The organism is Gottfriedia sp. NPDC057948 (assembly GCF_042887255.1).
In the GTDB taxonomy this organism is placed as follows: Bacteria; Bacillota; Bacilli; order Bacillales; family Bacillaceae_G; genus Gottfriedia.
Genome location: NZ_JBHVPN010000001.1, coordinates 682610 through 701774, shown reverse-complemented (window position 1 = coordinate 701774; position 19165 = coordinate 682610). Strand labels below are relative to the sequence as shown.

Annotated in this window: 15 protein-coding genes, 2 pseudogenes and 1 riboswitch; of the genes and pseudogenes, 2 read left to right on the top strand and 15 right to left on the bottom strand. The window is 33.7% G+C overall.

Annotation, left to right across the window (positions count from 1 at the left end):
* Positions 1-186: 186 nt before the first annotated feature.
* From ACFVRR_RS03245 to ACFVRR_RS03220, 6 genes are all read right to left on the bottom strand, one after another.
* On the bottom strand, positions 187-1284 hold the full coding sequence (locus ACFVRR_RS03245; protein WP_217993261.1) for a BMP family lipoprotein: 1098 nt from the start codon (positions 1282-1284) through the stop codon (positions 187-189).
* A gap of 169 nt (positions 1285-1453) precedes the next feature.
* Complete coding sequence (locus ACFVRR_RS03240) at positions 1454-2179, bottom strand: GntR family transcriptional regulator (RefSeq protein ID WP_056470769.1); 726 nt, start codon at positions 2177-2179, stop codon at positions 1454-1456.
* 244 nt (positions 2180-2423) lie between these two features.
* Positions 2424-2525, bottom strand: a riboswitch (purine riboswitch).
* A gap of 61 nt (positions 2526-2586) precedes the next feature.
* The gene (locus ACFVRR_RS03235; RefSeq protein ID WP_387324570.1) at positions 2587-4980 is read right to left on the bottom strand and encodes a DNA translocase FtsK; all 2394 of its coding nucleotides are present in this window, start codon (positions 4978-4980) and stop codon (positions 2587-2589) included.
* 123 nt (positions 4981-5103) lie between these two features.
* Entirely contained in the window at positions 5104-5316 is a 213-nt protein-coding gene (locus ACFVRR_RS03230; RefSeq protein WP_025568559.1) for a YlzJ-like family protein, read from the bottom strand.
* The gene (locus ACFVRR_RS03225) at positions 5313-5996 is read right to left on the bottom strand and encodes a ClpP family protease (protein ID WP_286131700.1); all 684 of its coding nucleotides are present in this window, start codon (positions 5994-5996) and stop codon (positions 5313-5315) included. The genes ACFVRR_RS03230 and ACFVRR_RS03225 overlap by 4 nt, the downstream gene beginning before the upstream one ends.
* A gap of 167 nt (positions 5997-6163) precedes the next feature.
* Positions 6164-7834, bottom strand: coding sequence for a ribonuclease J (locus ACFVRR_RS03220; protein WP_387324567.1), 1671 nt, complete (start codon positions 7832-7834; stop codon positions 6164-6166).
* A gap of 446 nt (positions 7835-8280) precedes the next feature.
* Between ACFVRR_RS03220 and ACFVRR_RS03215 the strand changes: the two genes are divergently transcribed.
* Positions 8281-9813, top strand: coding sequence for a multicopper oxidase family protein (locus ACFVRR_RS03215; protein WP_387324958.1), 1533 nt, complete (start codon positions 8281-8283; stop codon positions 9811-9813).
* A gap of 93 nt (positions 9814-9906) precedes the next feature.
* Here the strand turns inward: ACFVRR_RS03215 and dapA are convergent, their stop codons facing one another.
* The 6 genes and pseudogenes from dapA to ACFVRR_RS03185 form a co-directional block, all read right to left on the bottom strand.
* Entirely contained in the window at positions 9907-10800 is an 894-nt protein-coding gene (gene dapA, locus ACFVRR_RS03210; RefSeq protein WP_387324565.1) for a 4-hydroxy-tetrahydrodipicolinate synthase, read from the bottom strand.
* Positions 10801-10820: 20 nt separating this feature from the next.
* Positions 10821-12050, bottom strand: coding sequence for an aspartate kinase (gene dapG / locus ACFVRR_RS03205; protein ID WP_387324562.1), 1230 nt, complete (start codon positions 12048-12050; stop codon positions 10821-10823).
* A 25-nt stretch (positions 12051-12075) separates the two neighbouring features.
* Positions 12076-13119 carry an aspartate-semialdehyde dehydrogenase gene (gene asd / locus ACFVRR_RS03200; protein ID WP_097975448.1) on the bottom strand — a complete coding sequence of 348 codons (1044 nt, stop codon included), beginning with the start codon at positions 13117-13119 and terminating at the stop codon, positions 12076-12078.
* 182 nt (positions 13120-13301) lie between these two features.
* Positions 13302-13484: pseudogene (gene spoVFB / locus ACFVRR_RS03195) on the bottom strand (dipicolinate synthase subunit B); the annotation flags it as partial.
* A gap of 146 nt (positions 13485-13630) precedes the next feature.
* Positions 13631-14164 (bottom strand): hypothetical protein, encoded by a 534-nt coding sequence (locus tag ACFVRR_RS03190; RefSeq protein WP_387324559.1) that lies wholly within the window; start codon positions 14162-14164, stop codon positions 13631-13633.
* A gap of 310 nt (positions 14165-14474) precedes the next feature.
* Entirely contained in the window at positions 14475-14651 is a 177-nt protein-coding gene (locus ACFVRR_RS03185) for a hypothetical protein (protein WP_387324557.1), read from the bottom strand.
* A 121-nt stretch (positions 14652-14772) separates the two neighbouring features.
* On the opposite strand from ACFVRR_RS03185, the gene ACFVRR_RS03180 reads away from it, so the two are divergent.
* The gene (locus tag ACFVRR_RS03180) at positions 14773-16269 is read left to right on the top strand and encodes a recombinase family protein (RefSeq protein ID WP_387324555.1); all 1497 of its coding nucleotides are present in this window, start codon (positions 14773-14775) and stop codon (positions 16267-16269) included.
* A 35-nt stretch (positions 16270-16304) separates the two neighbouring features.
* Here the strand turns inward: ACFVRR_RS03180 and dpaB are convergent.
* The 3 genes and pseudogenes from dpaB to ACFVRR_RS03165 form a co-directional block, all read right to left on the bottom strand.
* A pseudogene (gene dpaB, locus ACFVRR_RS03175) lies at positions 16305-16730 on the bottom strand (dipicolinate synthase subunit B); the annotation flags it as partial.
* Complete coding sequence (dpaA, locus tag ACFVRR_RS03170) at positions 16727-17629, bottom strand: dipicolinic acid synthetase subunit A (RefSeq protein WP_097975454.1); 903 nt, start codon at positions 17627-17629, stop codon at positions 16727-16729. The pseudogene dpaB and the gene dpaA, both read right to left, overlap by 4 nt.
* Before the next feature lie 231 nt (positions 17630-17860).
* Positions 17861-19102 (bottom strand): M16 family metallopeptidase, encoded by a 1242-nt coding sequence (locus ACFVRR_RS03165; protein ID WP_387324552.1) that lies wholly within the window; start codon positions 19100-19102, stop codon positions 17861-17863.
* Between the last annotated feature and the right edge of the window lie 63 nt (positions 19103-19165).

Sequence of the window (19165 nt, the reverse complement as noted above, 5' to 3'; positions counted from 1 at the left end):
ATATTTTTTATTTAAGGAGGGCTTAACTCTCTCTCCCGATCGTCATGCCCTAATCAATTGGAAGCTTTTTAAGTGCTTGCAATTGATTAAAGCATGAAAGAAAAAAACCATTTTTAGGGTAGAAGAAGCATATAAAAGGGTCTCCTTTCCTATGCTTCTTCTATCATTTATTAATTAGAAAGATAATTACTTAATTAAATTTCCTCTTTCACTTGCTACTACAATTTCACCAGACTTAACTTTGTTAAATACATCATTAACTTTTGTTAAAGTATCAGAACTTAAGTTTGGATTTTCTTTTGGTAAACCAATTCCATCATTTTTTGCATCGTAAGTTAAAGTTTGTCCACCAGGGAATTTTTTATCTTTTTCAGCTTTAACCATATCAGAAGCTGCTTTTGCAACACCTTTCATAGCTGAAGTTAAAATTACTGATTTGTTATCTTTATAAACTCCATCAGCGTACTGATCTACGTCTACACCAACAACCCAAACTTCTTTACCACTAGCTACTCTGTTTTTAGCTTCAGTAATAGCACCTTGTCCTACTCCACCTGCTGCAGCGAAAATCGCTTTAACGCCACGGTCATACATTTGAGCTGCAATTTGTTGACCTGCTGCTTTGTCTGTAAAGCTTCCAGAATAAACAACGTTATTAGCTTTTAAAGTAATGCTAGTTCCAAGGTTTTCGTTTGCATATTTAATACCTTGTTGGAATCCCCAGTTATATTTTTGAACTGCTGGAATTTCCATACCACCGATAAATCCAACATCACCAGTTTTTAATTGAACTGCTGTTGCAATACCAGCTAGGTAGCCAGCTTCATGTTCTGAGAAGAAAATTGAAACTGTGTTATCTTTTACATTTGGAGTAAAATCTTTAGCTGTATGTGGAGTACCATCGATAATGACAAATTTGTCATCTTTATATTTATCTTGCGCTTTGTTAATTGCAGTTTCAAATTTATAACCAGGAGTTATGATAAATTGAAACCCTGCATCATTTAAGTTTCCGATTTCTTTTAAGTAATCTGCTTCAGTTTCACCAGCAGGTTTTAAGTATTTTGTATCTTGCTTAAGATTGAAACCTAAATCTTTAGCTCCAGCTTGGATCCCTTCCCAAGTACCTTGGTTAAATGACTTATCATCAATCGTACCAGAGTCAGTTACCATCCCTACTTTAAATGCGCCTTTTGCGTCTTTTGTATCTCCACCTTTACCACAAGCACCTAAAATTGTACCTGCTGCTAAGGCCATTGAAAGAACAAGACCAGCTTTTTTCATCTTCATAAAAATTTGCCCCCTTAAATTTTTATTTACATTTGTACTAGCTTGGTTTATAATCGTTATCTTAACGATCCACCTCCCTAATAATTTTAATGAAATTTCAGTAAACAATATTTGAAAACTCGCCAAAACTTATTTTTCGTAAATATTAATTTGGCTATACAATTTAATTTCTTTTTCTTAAAACATTAAAGCTGAACTGATCCGCTCTGAAGTAATTATAAGAATGTAAAACTGCACGGTTTAAATCGTCAAAATGTAACTGTTCGATTAATAATAATGAAACATCTGGTTCACACTGTAATAAAGGAGAAACTTTATCGTGGTAACCGATAGGTTCAATTCTTGCACTTGAATATTCGATATTTCGACCGGTTTCTTTTTTGATGAATGTAAAGAACGAATGATCTTCATATGAAGGAACCTGTTTAAAATAATTAGTCGGTAATTTATCAATGCAATAAACTACAGGTTCACCATTTGCTGTTCGAATTCTTTCTACTACGTGCATACGATCATCTTCAGTGATTGTGAAGCTTTTTAAATCTTCCTTCGTAGGAACTAATAGTTTAGAAGATAAAAAGATTGTACCAGGCTCTTTACCTGCATCAATAATCATTTCTGACACACTACTTAATTGTTCAATGCCTGTCCTAAAAATTGGTTTCGGTTTCACAAATGTCCCGACCCCGTGTCTTCTTACTAAGATATTTTCTTCTTCTAAAACTCTTAATGCTTCTCTTAATGTTGCTCTTGATACTCCAAAAATTTTAGATAACTCATACTCTGATGGTAACTTATGATGTGGCAAGTAAATACCATTCTCAATATCTTGTTTTATTCGATCCATCACTTGGAGATAAAGTAATCTGGTGTCTGTTTTAATCTTCATTTCCCATCCCCCAAACTTCGGATTTCAGACATCAGTTGTTAGACATCTGTCGTATAATCCTTCTTTACTATACTGTTATTTTTTACTCATTTCAACACTTTTTTGTAAACGCTTTATTTTTTATTTCGTTAATGAATCAATTCTTCATATTTAACAAAAAAAACTCTTATAATCTACAGTTCCACTTAGTGAAAAAGCTAGATTATAAGAGTTTTTGATTTTCGTAAATATAAATCATTTCTCCATAATAATGCTTTTTCCCCATAGTATTGCAAATATTGGTTGCAATGTAGAAACTTCCGACCCATTATGTCGATATTATATGAGGACTATCAATTTATCTGAAGAAATAATATCATTGTATGTCTAAAAATGTCAATAATGTTTCGACATTTTTTTCTTTTTGTTTAAGACAAGGCTTGCTCATCTTCCACTGGTTTACTAATTAATACTTCCCTAGGTTTACTACCTTCATACGGACCAACTATACCATTATCTTCCATCGCATCAATTAATCTGGCAGCTCTTGTATAACCAATTCTAAACCTTCTTTGTAGTAGTGATACCGAGGCTGATTGCATATTTGTTACTAAATCAACAGCTTCATTATAAAGATCATCATTCACTTCAGATTTCCCATCTTTTTCCTCTTTTACCATCATTTCTTCTTGGTATTGAGCCTTTTGTTGAGAGATTGAAAACTCGACTACTCTTTCAACTTCATCATCAGATAAAAATGCTCCTTGTACTCGAATAGGTTTAGATGCACCGATTGGTTGATATAACATATCTCCTCTTCCTAATAGTTTTTCTGCTCCACCAGTATCAAGTATTGTACGAGAATCTGTTTGAGAAGATACACTAAAAGCAATTCGAGAAGGTATATTCGCTTTAATAACACCCGTAATAACGTCAACGGACGGTCTTTGTGTAGCAATAATTAAGTGGATACCCGCTGCACGAGCCATTTGAGCTAATCTAGTGATTGAATCTTCCACGTCACTTGAAGCTACCATCATTAAGTCAGCTAACTCATCAACAATCACAACGATAAATGGTAAAAAAGGTTGTTTCGAATCAGTCATCGTATTATTTTGTTTCGTTAATTCGTTATAAGCTTCGATATTTCTAGTACCTGAATGAGAAAAAAGCTCATATCTTCTTTCCATTTCACTAACAACTTTTCGTAACGCTTGTGAAGCCTTTTTAGGATTTGTTACAACCGGAGTTAGCAAATGAGGAATACCATTATAAACATTTAATTCAACCATCTTCGGATCGATTAGCATTAGCTTTACTTCAGATGGTTTTGCATTCATTAGGATACTAACAATGATTCCATTTATACATACGCTTTTCCCACTACCTGTCGCCCCAGCTACTAGTAGATGTGGCATTTTATTAAGCTCTGCAAATACAGCATCACCGGCAATATCTTTTCCTAACGAAACAGCTAATGGATTTTGTAATTTCGGATTTTTTGCTTCGAGAACTTCTCTAAGTAATACAGTCGTTATATTCGTATTAGGGACTTCAATTCCTACAGCAGATTTACCTGGAATCGGAGCTTCAATTCGAATATCTTTGGCTGCAAGTGCAAGTGCTAAATCATCACTAAGATTAACAATACGACTAACTTTTACCCCTGCTTCAGGGTATACTTCATATTTTGTTACCGCAGGTCCATGATGTACTTTTGTGACTGTAGCCTTTACACCAAAACTTTGAAATGTTCTTTCAAGCTTGTCCGCATTTTCCTTTAGTTTGGATTCATTTTCACGTTTTTTAGTACCCTTTGGGTAGGCCAATAGATCCATTGATGGCAATACGTAATCTACTTTATCATCAATACTTACTTCTGCAACTGGCAATTCGATAGACTGATCGTCTTCCTCTGCAAAATGAGCCTGGATTTGATTTGAATTATTTGCGATGATCAATTCTGGCTCCTTAGGTGGCTGATATGTAGGAGAATACTCGATTTGAATTTCTTTTTTCGGCTCGATGTTGTTCTCATCTTCATATGAATTTTTAACTTGGTAATTTAAACTATTACCAGCAGACACTTCTTCTTCATGATCATTGTCTTCATATGAATCTTTCTTTGATTTTCTCTTTTGCTTAGCCTCAGCTCGTCTACTAGTCGTTTTTTGTTCACGGCCACGCTTCCAGAAATTTGTAAAATCCTTACAGGTATCTGAAATTAAATTTCTTACTTTTGGCATTATATATTGATATACATAACCACCAAGTGGCTTACCAGTAATAAATAAAACTCCCGCAACAATTGCAATGATTCCGAATAGAATCGCACCGGTTCGGTCAAATAAGAAATATAAAACTGCAAAAAGTATCGCTCCAATCATACCTCCACCAAGATCCACCGTACTAATTTTGCCTTTGGCTTCAATTAAAAATAAATCTAGCGTACTTTTTATGACAGATTGATCGTGAAATTGATTATTTTTTGCTAATAAATCAAATAGAGTAACATGACTAAACATCAATATACTAAAGAAGATTAACAATCCACCAATCGTAATACTCGAAACAAATGGAGGTCTTTTTCGATAAATTATGCTATATGCAGATAAACCGATGATAAAAAGAAAACTAAGCATGTACCATTCCCCAAAGAAGAATCTCAAGAATAATACAAAGGCTTTACCTACAATACCAAGCTTTAATATTGTTACGATTGATAGTGCTAAAAATATTAATCCACTAATTTCATACCATATTGAACCATTGCCAGTTACTGATTTTCGAGCTTTTGACTTTTGCTGCTTCTGCTTTGCCATGTAATTCACCCCCATCAAAATTTGCAGATTCGCCAAAGAAAGCAGCCTTTTGGCTGCTTTCTTAAATTGAATTTATTATAACATATCAGAACATATGTTTACCATGTATTGTTAATAATTACCTCAAGTTGGAAGAACTAAAATTCTTTGACCAGGTGTATATTGCATAAAATGCTGCGGATCGGTACTTACAATTCTTTTAATTTCAAAAGCTGTACCCCCAACACTATCAACCAACATTGGAACACCATTGTATTCCAAAAACTGCTGCGATGTGTATTCTTGTTGATCAACAGGAAAAATCGATTCAATTGGCATTATTGTATAAAGAATCAAAATTCATTCTCCTCTTTATTAGACTTTTCTTTTCGTTCGTCAATTAATTCCTGCAACTTACTTAGTGCTTGCCCAATCCCACCTACATCATCAATTAGTCCATATTTTACTGCATCTCCACCGACTACATTTGAGCCGATATCTCTTGTTAAATTACCTTTTGTAAACATTAATTCCTTGAAACGTTCTTCCGTAATATTCGAGTGCTTCGTAACAAAACGAGTTACCCTTTCTTGCATTTTATCAAGATATTCAAACGTTTGAGGTACACCAATTACTAAACCAGTTAGACGAATTGGATGGATCGTCATTGTTGCCGTTTCCGCGATAAATGAAAAGTCAGTACTCACTGCAATTGGTACTCCGATACTATGTCCACCGCCTAAAACGATTGACACAGTAGGTTTCGTTAATGTTGCTATCATTTCTGATATCGCAAGACCAGCTTCCACATCTCCACCGACAGTATTTAGAACAATTAATAATCCTTCAATCTTAGGATTTTGTTCAATTGCAACTAATTGCGGGATTAAATGTTCATATTTCGTTGTCTTGTTTTGAGGTGGTAATGCTACATGCCCTTCAATTTGTCCAATTATCGTTAGACAATGAATTTTTGAATCATTGCTTGCTGGAACATTTGTTTGTCCTAATTGCTGAATTTTTTCAACAATGCTCATATCCTTTTGATCATTTGGCTTTGGAGGTGCATCTTCGTTTGGAATAGGTGTTTCATTATTTGAATTTGTCAAAACGGTTCCCCCTATCATTTTTCATACAAGTTAGTATGTGAAAATAATAAGGAAATCATACCCATCTTGGATTAAGAAGTACCTAATTTTTAAAATTATACTTCCATTAATATCGGAAGAATCATTGGTCTTCTTTTTGTTTCTTCATATAAGTAAGCGCTTAATCCATCTCTAATTGAATTTTTTAATAATGTCCATTCAATTTGATCGTTCTGTAACATTTTTTCTGTAATGTCTTTAACAATTTCAGTTGCTCTAGTTATTAATTTTTCGGACTCACGAACATATACAAAGCCACGAGTTATAATTTCCGGACCAGAAATGATTGCTTTCTTTTGCTTGTTAAACGTTACGACAACGATTAGTATTCCATCTTGAGAAAGTAGCTTACGATCACGTAATACGATATTTCCAACATCACCGACACCAATTCCGTCAATTAAAACGTTGCCAACTTCTACTCTCTCAGTACGAGAAGCTTGACCATTTTTAAACGAAACGATGTCCCCTTTTTCAATAATAAAAATATCTTCTTTTGCCATCCCTACTTCTTCTGCAATATGTGAATGTGCTTTTTGCATTCGATATTCACCATGAACTGGTATGAAATATTTTGGCTTCATTAATTCAAGCATTAATTTTAATTCTTCTTCATAGCCATGGCCAGATACATGTACCTTTTTATAACCATAAATAACATTTGCGCCAGCTCTAAATAATAGATTAACAGAAGTTGAAACTAACATTTCATTTCCTGGAATAGGTGTTGCCGCCATTAGTACAGTATCACCTTTTCGAATTGAAACTTGTTTATGCGTACCTTTAGCTATTTTTGAAAGGGCTGCCATCGGTTCTCCTTGAGTACCTGTTGTAAGGATGACAATATCTCTTTCTTTATAATTATCTGTATCCACAACTGAAATCATTAAATCATCAGGAATCGATAAATAATCTAATTCCTTCGCTATTTCAATTGATTTCATCATACTACTTCCGACTACTGCTAGTTTTCTACCAGAAGCTACACTTGCATTAATAACCTGTTGGATTCGATATATATTTGAGGAAAAGCAAGCTACTAAAACTCTTCCTTTGGCATTCATGATTTCTTTTTTAATTTCTTCTGATACTTTCTTCTCAGACCCCGAAAACCCTTGTCTTTCTGCGTTTGTGCTATCAGATAGCAAACATAAGACTCCTTTATCTCCTATTAATGCTAATTTACCTAAATCAGCTCCTGGATACGGACTTTTCGATTGATCAAACTTGAAATCTCCAGTAAAAACGACAGCACCTTGTGGTGTATTTACACAAAATCCAAATGAATCAGGAATACTGTGAGTAGTCCTAAAAAAGCTAATTGAGCTATTTTCAAATGTTAATAAAGTATTTTCGTCATATAGTTCAAATTGCTCAAGGTTTTTAATACCCTTTTCACTTAATTTTTCTCTTATATATAAATAAGCTAATTTATTCGTGTAAAACTTTACCTGTGGAAGCTTATTCATAATATATGGAATCGCACCAATATGATCTTCATGCCCATGTGTTATAAAAACACCTACAACTTTATGTGCGTTTTTCTCTAAATAACTTACATCAGGTATGACATGATCTATTCCGTACATTTCTTGGTCAGGAAATTTTAAACCTGCATCTAACACGTAAATCAATTCACCAACTTCGACTATATACATGTTTTTTCCGATTTCTCCGACCCCACCAAGGGCAAAAACTTTTACTTGTTCCTTCATTTCCTTCACCACAACCTGTTCCTCCTAGTTAGTTCTTTAAATATACAGACCGTTCAAAATCTTACAAACATTATATCCTAGTCCGAACAGGTAAAACAAGATACATTCTTCCTTAAATAGGAAAAACGGATTACTTTGGGTATGTATTTTTAATCATTTTTTAACGCTCAGGTTGATATAGCTAACTTTGAAAAGAAAAATTGTTGTTTCCACTTCATCTTCCCTTCTTAACGATAGGAGTAAAGATTCCTTGAATTAAGTAGTAAAAATAAGAGTTACCTTTTTAATAAATCTTTCTTTAATGAGAAAATGACAAAGTCAGCTCTATGGGTGATATTTAAAATGTGTCATATTGAATTTCTTTATAATTGAATAGTCAATTATTACTTATTGCTGGAATAAGAATATGTTAGAAAAGGAGGTTCGATATGAATTTTAATGACAGTGAGCCCCCAAAAATGAAACTTTCTAAATTCGTTGATGAACTACCCATTCCACCAATTTTAAAACCTCGCTGGAAAGATCAATTTTATACTTATTATGAAGTAACGATGACGGAGTTTAAGCAATCGCTCCATAGTGAGTTAAATGACTCAACTGTTTGGGGGTATGAAGGAAGCTATCCTGGACCTACAATTAAAGTAGAGAAAGGTGAAATCGTGTTTATTAAATGGATTAATGCTCTCCCAGACAAACACCTGTTTCCGATAGATTATACTGTTCATGGTGCTCATAAAGATGTCCCTCAAGTAAGGACAGTTGTACATGTACATGGTGCTTGTGTTGAACCAGAAAGCGATGGCTATCCGGAAGCTTGGTTTACTAAAGATTATAAACAAGTTGGTCGTTATTTTAGAAAGCAAGTATATCGATATGATAATTGCGATTGTGCATCTACGCTTTGGTATCATGATCATGCACTTGGTATTACAAGGCTTAATATTTATGCTGGTTTAGCAGGATTCTATCTAATTAGTGATCAGAAGGAAAGTTCATTAAATTTACCGAATGGGAAATATGATGTCCCGCTATTGATACAAGATAAAAGTTTTAATCACGATGGTTCACTTTATTATCCAAAACAACCAGATCAACCAATCAAAGAACTACAAACGTCTATTATCCCTGAATTTATTGGTGATACTGTAATCGTGAATGGTAAAGTTCATCCTTATTTAAAAGTTGAACCAAGAAAATACCGATTTCGATTATTAAATGGTTCTAACTCACGCTTTTTTCGATTTAAGCTTGATACTGGTCAACTTATGTATCAAATCGCAACTGAGGGTGGATTCATGCAGCATCCGATTGGAATAAATGAGCTTATGTTATCACCTGCAGAACGAGCAGAAGTAATCATCGATTTTACTAATCTTGAGGGTAAGAAGATTATTATGCAGAATGATGCTCCTACCCCATTTCCATCTGGAAGACCTGTTGATGAAAATACGGGAACTGTGATGCAATTTCTAGTTACATTGCCATTGTCAAACGTGGATACGAGTATGATACCAGCTAATATGGTGACTATTCCAAAAATAAATGAACAGTCTGCTTCAATGCAGCGATACTTAACATTAGATCACAAGATGGATCAGTATGGACGAGAAATTATGTTATTGGATAATAAACATTGGGATGCCCCCATTACAGAAAATCCGAAATTGGGAACGACCGAAATATGGTATTTAATTAACATAACGCCAGATGCTCATCCTATACATCTCCACTTAATTGATTTCCAAATCTTAGATCGTAGAAACTTTGATGTAGAAAAGTATAAAAAGGAAAGAATCATTCAGTACACAGATCCACCGACTCCACCAAACCCACAAGAATGTGGATGGAAGGACACTGTTCAAGCCAATCCAAATCAAGTAACTAGAATAATCATGAGGTTTGGGCCATTCACAGGATTATATGTTTGGCACTGTCATATGTTGGAACACGAGGACTATGAAATGATGAGACCATTTATAGTGATTCAATAGGAGAATTCTGTTTTTTTGAGGATTTAGTCCATACATTAAAAAAACCACTTACGCCATCCAAATTAATCGGATTAATGATAAGTGGTTTTATTATTAATTTCTTTGTAATGCTTCGTCTAATTTATTTATTAATATACCGATCGTTGTGCGTTCAGCTTCTGAAAGTGGTACAAGCGGTAAACGAACTCCACCAACATCTAAACCTTTCATTTGTAAAGCTGTTTTGATTGGACCTGGACTTGGTGCCATGAAGAATCCTTCAAATAATGGTAATAGTTTACGGTGTAAGAATTGTGCTTTAGCCATATCTCCTGTGAAGAAGCTTTCAGCTAATTGCTGCATTTCATTTCCTAACACGTGTGATGCAACTGAAACCGTTCCCTTTGAACCAATTGCAAATGCAGGAAGTGTTAGGCCGTCGTCACCACAATATAATTCAAAATCTTCAGGAGTACGGTCAATAATTTCTGTCATGATGCTTAAGTTACCAGTCGCATCTTTAATTGCAACTACATTCGGAATTTCTGCTAATCTTACAACTGTATCTACAGAAAGGCTAGCTACTGTTCTACCTGGTACATTATATAACATTACAGGCAGTTCAGTACTTTCAGCTGCCGCTTTAAAGTGTTGATATAATCCTTCTTGGTTCGGTTTATTATAATAAGGTACAACTACCATTATTGCATCTACACCTAAAGCAGAAACCTTTTTCGTTAATTCAACTGTTTCACGAGTATTATTACTTCCTGTACCCGCGATTACAGGTACTCTTCTTTCTGCAGCTGAAACAACATGGCTAATTAATGCTAACTTTTCTTCAGAAGTTAACGTTGGAGATTCTCCAGTTGTTCCACAAACTACGATTGAATCCGTACCATTCTCAATTAAGTAGTTAACAAGTTTTGTTGTTTTTGCGAAATCAATATTTCCTTTTGAATCAAAAGGTGTTACCATCGCTGTTGAAATTTTACCAAATCTACTCATTGTTCCACTCCGATCAAAAATTAATCCACTTTAACTGAACTAAGTTCAAATGCATCATGAAGTGCAGTAACTGCTTCGACCATATCTTCATTTTTGACAAGTACCCAAATTGTTGTATGACTGTCAGCTGATTGTAAAATTTGAATCCCTTTTTCAGCTAATGCAGTTACAATTTTTGAAGTTACGCCAGGTACTCCTGCAATTGCCGCTCCAACTATCGATACTTTTGCACATCCTGTAGTGTATGAAGGTTCATAGCCAATACCTTTTAATACATCAATCGCTTTTGAAGCAACTTCATCACTTACAGTGTATACTACACCATTAGGTGAGATATTAATAAAGTCTACACTTATTCCTTTATTTGCCATTGCTTTAAATACTTGAGAATGTAAATCAAAAGTATGTTCCTTTGAAGTTACTCTAATTTGCGTAACATTCGGTACATGTGCGATTCCTGTAATTAAACGATCTTGAATATTCTCACCAATAATTCGTTGTGTAGGATTCGATGTTACTAGTGTACCTAAACTATTTGAATAAGTTGATCGAATTCGAATAGGTACCTTCCCTTGCATCGCGATTTCTACAGCTCTAGGATGAATTACTTTCGCTCCTTGATATGCCATATTACAAATTTCCGCATAAGTAACAACTGATAAAGGTCTTGCTTCTTTTACAATCCTTGGATCTGCTGTCATTACGCCTTCAACGTCAGTAAAGATTTCAATAGTTTCTGCGCCAACAGCAACCCCTAGTGCAGAAGCAGAAGTATCACTTCCACCTCTACCTAATGTTGTGATATCACCATTAGATGTTGATCCTTGGAATCCTGCTACTACTACTACATCATAGTTTTCTAGCTCTTTAATTAGACGGCCGCATTTCATATCAAGAATTTTTGCATTTCCAAATTCATCATTTGTTCGGAAACCTGCAGTTGCACCTGTCATTGCCATGGCATGAATACCGTTTTCATTCAATAAATTTGAAAAAACAATTGATGAAATTGTTTCACCACATGACATTAATAAATCAAGTTCTCTTTGTGTTACCTTACTTTTTTTTGCGCCAACTAGATTTAATAGTGTATCTGTTGCATATGGTTCACCTTTTCGTCCCATAGCAGAAACAACTACTACTAATTTATATCCTTTTTCTAATGCTTCTTTTATATGCTTAAGTGCGTGCTTTCTTCCATTTTCGTCACGTACTGAAGTCCCTCCAAATTTTTGGACTAATATTTTCATTTTTGCACCTCTCTAGCAGTTTTCACTAAATGATGCTTAACTCAATTAATCTTTCAGCAATTTGCACTGAATTCCAAGCAGCACCTTTTAATAGATTATCTGAAACGATCCATAAATGGAATCCAAATGGATTATCTAGGTCTTTACGGATACGTCCTACAAATACTTCATTACTTCCAATACTGTAAAATGGCATTGGATATAGTTGTTGTTCTGGATCATCTTGTAAAACAATTCCAGGTGCATCACTTAAAAGTGATTTAAGTTCAGCTACCGAAACTTCCTTATCAACTTCAATATAAACAGACTCTGAGTGACCAGAAATTACAGGAAGCCTTACACAAGTTGCGCTAATTTGTAATTCAGGTAAATGCATGATTTTTTTGGTTTCATTAATCATTTTCATTTCTTCATAAGTATATCCATTCTCAGTAAATACATCGATTTGTGGAATTGCGTTAAAAGCAATTTGATAATGTTTCTCACCACTTTTTACTGGTAATACTGATGGAGTCGCTTCTTCACCATTTAAGAATGCTTGCGCTTGTTCCTTTAATGCTTCAATTGCTGTAACTCCAGCACCAGAAACGGCTTGGTAAGTTGAAACTACTACTTTATTTAAACCAATTGTTTGACGAATTGGTTCTAGGGCAACAACCATTTGGATTGTTGAACAGTTAGGATTTGCAATAATACCTTTATGATTAAATAAATCTTTGTCATTTACTTCAGGTACAACTAAAGGCACATCTTCAGCCATTCTAAATGCACTAGTGTTATCTACTACTACTGCCCCTCTTTTAACTGCTTCAGGAGCTAGATCTTTTGATACTGAGCCACCCGCACTAAATAAAGCAATATCAACACCTTCAAATGCTTCAGGAGTAGCTTCTTGTACGATTACTTCTTCACCTTTATATGTTAATTTTGTTCCTGCAGAACGTTTTGAAGATAAATATTTAATTTCTTTTACTGGAAAATTTCTTTTCTCTAATGTTGCAATCATTTGTTGTCCAACTGCTCCAGTTGCACCTACTACAGCTACTACATAACTTTGTTTATTCCCCACTTTTTTTGCACCATCCCTGTTTTCACTTTTATTAAATAGTTTACGTCAAATGAAGTTTAAATTCAAAGGTTTTCGCTTGAATAATTGATTTCATAGTAACGAGTATGTATCCAATGACACATACTCAATTTTCTTCATTCTAACATAGAAAAAATAATTCAGTCCTATTTTTTCTAAAATATTTATTGGAGATCGCGATATTTTTCAACTAAAACAGGTTGAAGTTGTTTTCCTTCAATAGAAGATTTCACTGTATCAAGCAATGAATCCATTCTTGCCACTAATGAATTCGGTTTTTTAATTGGATCATCTTGACCAAAGGGAATAAAATAGATATTTTTTGTACTCATTAAACGCATTAAATTATGACTTAGAGGATAATACCAATCTAAAAGGAATATCATTGGTTTGGGACAGTAAAAAATTGACTTTAAAAGGAGCCGATTAAAGGATTTAAAAGGGGATTGAAACAAAAAATTAAGCTTAGTAAAATAATTTTTAAGATCTCACCCTAATGATTGTAATGAACGATATATTTAGTGTAAACAGAATCAAGTTGTTTTTTAATGCAAGTATTATAAAATGTTTGTTTATAATCAGTATATAGTACCTTTAAAAACCGATCTCTAATTGATTTAATCGTCAAATTATGAAACCGTAAATAGGTTTCAGTAAAAAATACCATATTGTTTGAAAAAGTTTCATCGTCGATTTCAAAAAATGTCCGTACAGCTCGAACACCAATATTCCCCATTAAAACAGTAACATCTTCCACGTCAACATTTGCATCTAGTTCAAAAATAATAATCTCATGGTCGTTTCTAGTTCTATTATTTGCACCTTTAAGTGAATAACCTATTAATTCACCATTTGTAAGATTAAAAGCAACTACACCTTTAGCATAATCTAAGGCCCAGTTATTATAAGCTAGTTCTATGACATCTTTTATTCTTACATTTAATATTAAATGTTCAGCAAGTTTACGTTCGATCAATTTTTCCTTTGAAATAAATTGTTTTTTTAAATGATATTCGATAATAACCAACATTCCTCTCTATGATGAATATTTAGAATCACTATCACTATAATTACGATCGTAATGTAAAAAAAATGACAGATTTTTGAGTAATCTGTCTCAGAATTTTTCTGAAATACATGAATCATCTTGATCATGGTCACTATTATATCTGCAGTTAAATTGATTGCATATTTAGTTTTTTACCGTTGTATAAGTACAAAAATATTGTTTTTCAAGCAATATAGACTTTTGGAAAAATAGCTAATTCTGCTTTGACCAAGATAACAAATAAAAAAAGCACCCCTTTTTTAGGTTTTAGGTGCTTACTAAGTTCATCCTACTGATCATCTTTCTTATACAATTCTTCTTTAACAATCTTTCGGCCAATCGTATGGATTTCTTCAATAATTTTCTTTCTATTTTCTTCTGTCACATCATTTGGCGCAATTATATTCACTTTTGTTTTTCCAAATTGATAGGTAGCAGTAAATTCTGTTTGTTTACTCAGTATCACCACCCCCATAATTCATTGTATGTTTAGTTTTATGACGGACTAACCAATCTTTTGTTGTCGATTGATTCAAAAATTAATTAATTCCTTAATTAGACATATATATAGTCTATGAGGTGATTAAATGGAACGAGTTGCATTGTACTTGCGTAAAAGTCGAGCAGATTTAGATGCAGAAGCTAAAGGTGAAGGTGAAACCTTATCAAAGCATAAGGAGCAGCTTTTAAAATTCGCTAAGGAGCAGAATTTAAATATCATTTGTATCCGACAGGAAATTGCATCTGGTGAATCGCTTGTTTATCGGCCAGAAATGTTAAAACTTTTACAAGAAGTTGAAGAATTAAAATATGATGGCGTGTTAGTAATGGATATGGACCGTCTTGGACGCGGTAATATGAAGGAGCAGGGTATTATTTTAGAAACGTTTAAATCATCTAGAACTAAAATAATTACACCGAGAAAGACCTATGACCTTCATGATGAGTTTGATGAAGAATACAGTGAATTTGAGGCATTTATGGCGCGAAAAGAATTAAAAATAATTACACGTAGACTTCAACGAGGTCGAGTATTATCTGTCCAAAGAGGAAATTATTTAGGAACCTTTGCACCCTATGGATATGAGATTTATGAAACGAAGGAATTCCGCTCTTTACGTATTAATAGCAATCAGGCAAAGGTAGTAAAAAGTATTTTTGAATGGTATACGAAGGATTTGATCGGTGCAAATGAAATTGCCAACCGTTTAAATCAATTGAATATCCTTTCCTATACTGGAAAAAAGTGGAGTTACCATTCCATTTTGGAGATGATAAAAAATCCTATTTATATCGGTAAGGTGACTTGGAATAAAAAATCAAGTAAAGGTATAAGAAAACCAAAATCTGACTGGTTAATTGTTGATGGTAAACATGAAGCAATCATTGACCCTGATATATACAACTCAGCACAAGATATTTTAAGTAGCCGATACCATGCTCCTTATAATAGTAAATTAAGTAATCAGCTAGCTGGAATAATGTTTTGTAGTAAATGTGGATCAAAATTACAGCAGCGTTATCCAAAGGGTAAGCCTAGACAAATTGTGTGTACAAATAACCGTTGTAATACTCGCTCTTCCTATACTCATTTAATTGAAGAAAAACTCTTACAAGGGTTAGAAATTTGGTTAAAAGAATACAAAATAAGTTTTACGAATCAACCCGACGAGGAAGATTTTGAAGTAATTAATTTAAAAAAACAGGCTCTTAAACAAATTGAAAATGAATTAGATGAAGTAGTAAAACAAAAAAATAATTTATTTAATTTACTAGAACGTGGTGTTTATGATGAATCGATTTACAATGAACGTTCTGAAATCGTCTCTAATCGACTAAAAGAACTTTCAAATAGTAAGACGTTAATTTTGGATGAACTAGCTAAATATCACAATAGAGAGTTGCTAAACGTACAATTTATCCCAACCTTTGAAAAAGTGTTAGATTTATATTACAAAACAACTGATATAGAACTTAAAAATCGTCTCCTTAAATCAGTTTTATTTAAAGTTGAGTATCAAAAAGAGCCACATCAAAAACTAGATGATTTTACACTTATACTTTACCCAAAGCTCCCCAAGTGACCTTGTTAACTGATTTGGTATTACCATCTAAGTCACATTAAATTAGTTCCATTTAAACCTAAAGCATCGTTTGTGGAAATACCTAAAACAACAGGTTTTCCATTTCTTAATGTTGCCTTTGCCGCCATTAATACGGGGCTATCAGTTTGAGCATTAGCAAACTTACTCATTGAATTTCCTGTTAACGGTGCAATTACCATACAATCTAATTGTACTTTTGGACCAAATGGTTCTGCTCCTACAATTGAATCAACTGTTTTACGCCCTGTAATTTCTTCTATTTTTTCGATCCAGTCTTCTCCTACACCAAATCGAGTTGTTGTGCTTTTTACAGTAAATGTAACAACAGGGTATACGTCAGCTCCATCATCGACTAACTTTTGAATTTGTGGTACTACCTCTTCATAAGTACAATGTGATCCTGTAATACCAAATCCAATTTTCTTACCTTTCAACGTCATTTTTGTTGCTCCTTCCTTTTATCTAAATCTACCTTTAATAGCTGTGTTAGTACGTTTCCAATTATTTGCCCTGCTGTTTTAGGAGCAACGATTCCTGGTAAACCTGGTGCTAGTAATGCCTTAATACCTCTTTTTTCAGCATAACGAAAATCTGTTCCTCCAGGTTTAGAAGCTAAATCAATGATTAATGAATGAGGTTGTAATTTTGAAATGACACTTGCTGTCACGATTTGAACTGGAACAGTATTAATTACAACATCTACATCCTTTAAGGCCTCTTCAATATTCTTAAATTCAAAAGCTTCTAAGCCCATTTCAACAATTCTAGCAATATGTTCTGATTTACGAGCCCCTACTTTTACTTTTGCACCCAAATTATGAAAAGTCCTTGCGACACTCATTCCTGTACGACCTAAACCTAATACGGCGACTTTCGAATTATGAATTGTATATTCCGTATGTTGAATAACCATCATGATCGTACCTTCAACAGTTGGAATACTATTATAAATAGCTACATCGTCTCGTTCAAATAATTTTACTAACTTCCGATTTGAAGCCGTAACTATACTATCTAAGTAAGAGTTACTTATTCCAGAGTAAATCGTACAATGCGAAGGAGTACTGTCTAAAATTTCTTTTGTCAGCACGACTTTCTCATTTGAAAAAATTGTATCGACAACTCCTTCAATATTCGTACCTGGTACAGGTAGAAGGATTGCATCTAAATCTTCAAAATTTGCATCTGCCATTAATTCTTTTGATGCACTGGTAAATCCACTATCTAATTGTTCAAAGCCTATTAATGTTACCTTTGCGTCTAACTCTGTTAACTTCCGAATAACTTCCAGCTGTCTGGCGTCCCCACCAATAACAGCAATATGCAAGCCAGTTAACATGCAGCATTCACCTTCTTTACTTCACTATGGTAAATGGAAATTAATCTCTGTAAGCAGGACTACCGCCTAACATCTTTCTCCTAAATATCTTATGAATCTTCCATTGCATTGGTGAAGATTCTTTCTAAAATTAAGGAGCAGTAATGAAAAACTGTTTAAATCTGAGCATTTCTATTCTCGGTTATTTGAAAAATAAAAAAGAGGGCCCTATAAGGGACCCCCTAATTGAACTTAATGTTTAATATTTGTTGGAATTACTCCATCAGGACTTACTAATGAAACTGCATAGTCGTCAGTAAATACAAACTTCGCAATATCATTTACTTTATCAATTGTTACATCATCTATTAGTTGAATTACTTCATCTAAAGTACGGTGATTGCCTAGCATTAATTCATTTTTACCATTTCGGCTCATTCTGCTATTTGTACTTTCTAATCCTAACATTAAATTACCTTTTAATTGCTCTTTACAATTATTTAATTCTTTTTCTGTTATTCCATCTGCATTTAATACTTTTAAAGTTTCTTGGATTGTTTCAAATAATTGATTTAGTTGGCTTTTTCCAGTACCTGCATAAATTGCAACTGTACCGCTATCATGGTATGCAGAGTGATATGAGAAAACTGAATATGCAAGTCCTTTTTGCTCACGAACATCTTGGAATAAACGACTACTCATACTACCACCAAGTATATTGTTTAAGGCAATTAATGGATATAAATCGCTATGTCCAAGTTCAAGACCTCTATAGCCAACACAAAGATGTGCTTGCTCTGTTTCTTTTTTGCGAGCAATTTGTCCATAATGGATTGTTGGGATTCCAAAGTTTATATCTTTCTTTTTCCCCTCATAATTTCCAAATAATTCTTCAACACGTTTAATAAAGGATTCATCGATATTACCTGCAATTGAAATAACTACTTGATCCGGAGTGTAAAAATCCTTCATGTACTGACGTAAAGTATCGCCATTAAAAGTTTTTAAAGTTTCTTCTGTACCTAAAATTGGATAACCTAATGGATGAGTTTCGTACATAACTTTACCTAATAAATCATGAACTAAATCATCTGGTGTATCATCATACATTTTGATTTCTTCAAGTACTACATTTTTTTCTTTTTCTAATTCACCTTCATCAAAAGTTGAATTAAAAAACATATCTCCTAACACTTCTAACGCGTAATCCGCATGAGTATCTAACACTTTAGCGTAATAACAAGTATATTCTTTTGAAGTAAATGCATTTACTTGTCCACCAATTGAATCAAAACTTTCAGCGATTTCTTTCGCATTGCGTGTTTTAGTACCTTTAAAGAACATATGCTCAAGAAAATGTGAAACACCATTTAGTTCTGACGTTTCATTGCTTGAACCTGTTTTAATCCAGACTCCAAGTGCAACTGAACGGACAGTTGAAATATTTTCAATTACTACTCTAACTCCATTTTTACAAGTATGTCGTACAATCATGTAATGCCTCCTATGTATACACCATCTATTTACACTTTTGTAATAAGATTGAAAAATTTAACT

Bases quoted from the DNA above. Each gene is read 5' to 3' on its own strand.
- ACFVRR_RS03235 (WP_387324570.1), bottom strand. From the start codon at position 4,980: ATGGCAAAGCAGAAGCAGCAAAAGTCAAAAGCTCGAAAATCAGTAACT.
- dpaA (WP_097975454.1), bottom strand. From the start codon at position 17,629: ATGTTAACTGGCTTGCATATTGCTGTTATTGGTGGGGACGCCAGACAG.
- ACFVRR_RS03245 (WP_217993261.1), bottom strand. From the start codon at position 1,284: ATGAAAAAAGCTGGTCTTGTTCTTTCAATGGCCTTAGCAGCAGGTACA.
- ACFVRR_RS03225 (WP_286131700.1), bottom strand. From the start codon at position 5,996: ATGAGCATTGTTGAAAAAATTCAGCAATTAGGACAAACAAATGTTCCA.
- ACFVRR_RS03215 (WP_387324958.1), top strand. From the start codon at position 8,281: ATGAAACTTTCTAAATTCGTTGATGAACTACCCATTCCACCAATTTTA.
- ACFVRR_RS03180 (WP_387324555.1), top strand. From the start codon at position 14,773: ATGGAACGAGTTGCATTGTACTTGCGTAAAAGTCGAGCAGATTTAGAT.
- dapG (WP_387324562.1), bottom strand. From the start codon at position 12,050: ATGAAAATATTAGTCCAAAAATTTGGAGGGACTTCAGTACGTGACGAA.
- ACFVRR_RS03240 (WP_056470769.1), bottom strand. From the start codon at position 2,179: ATGAAGATTAAAACAGACACCAGATTACTTTATCTCCAAGTGATGGAT.
- ACFVRR_RS03165 (WP_387324552.1), bottom strand. From the start codon at position 19,102: ATGATTGTACGACATACTTGTAAAAATGGAGTTAGAGTAGTAATTGAA.
- dapA (WP_387324565.1), bottom strand. From the start codon at position 10,800: ATGAGTAGATTTGGTAAAATTTCAACAGCGATGGTAACACCTTTTGAT.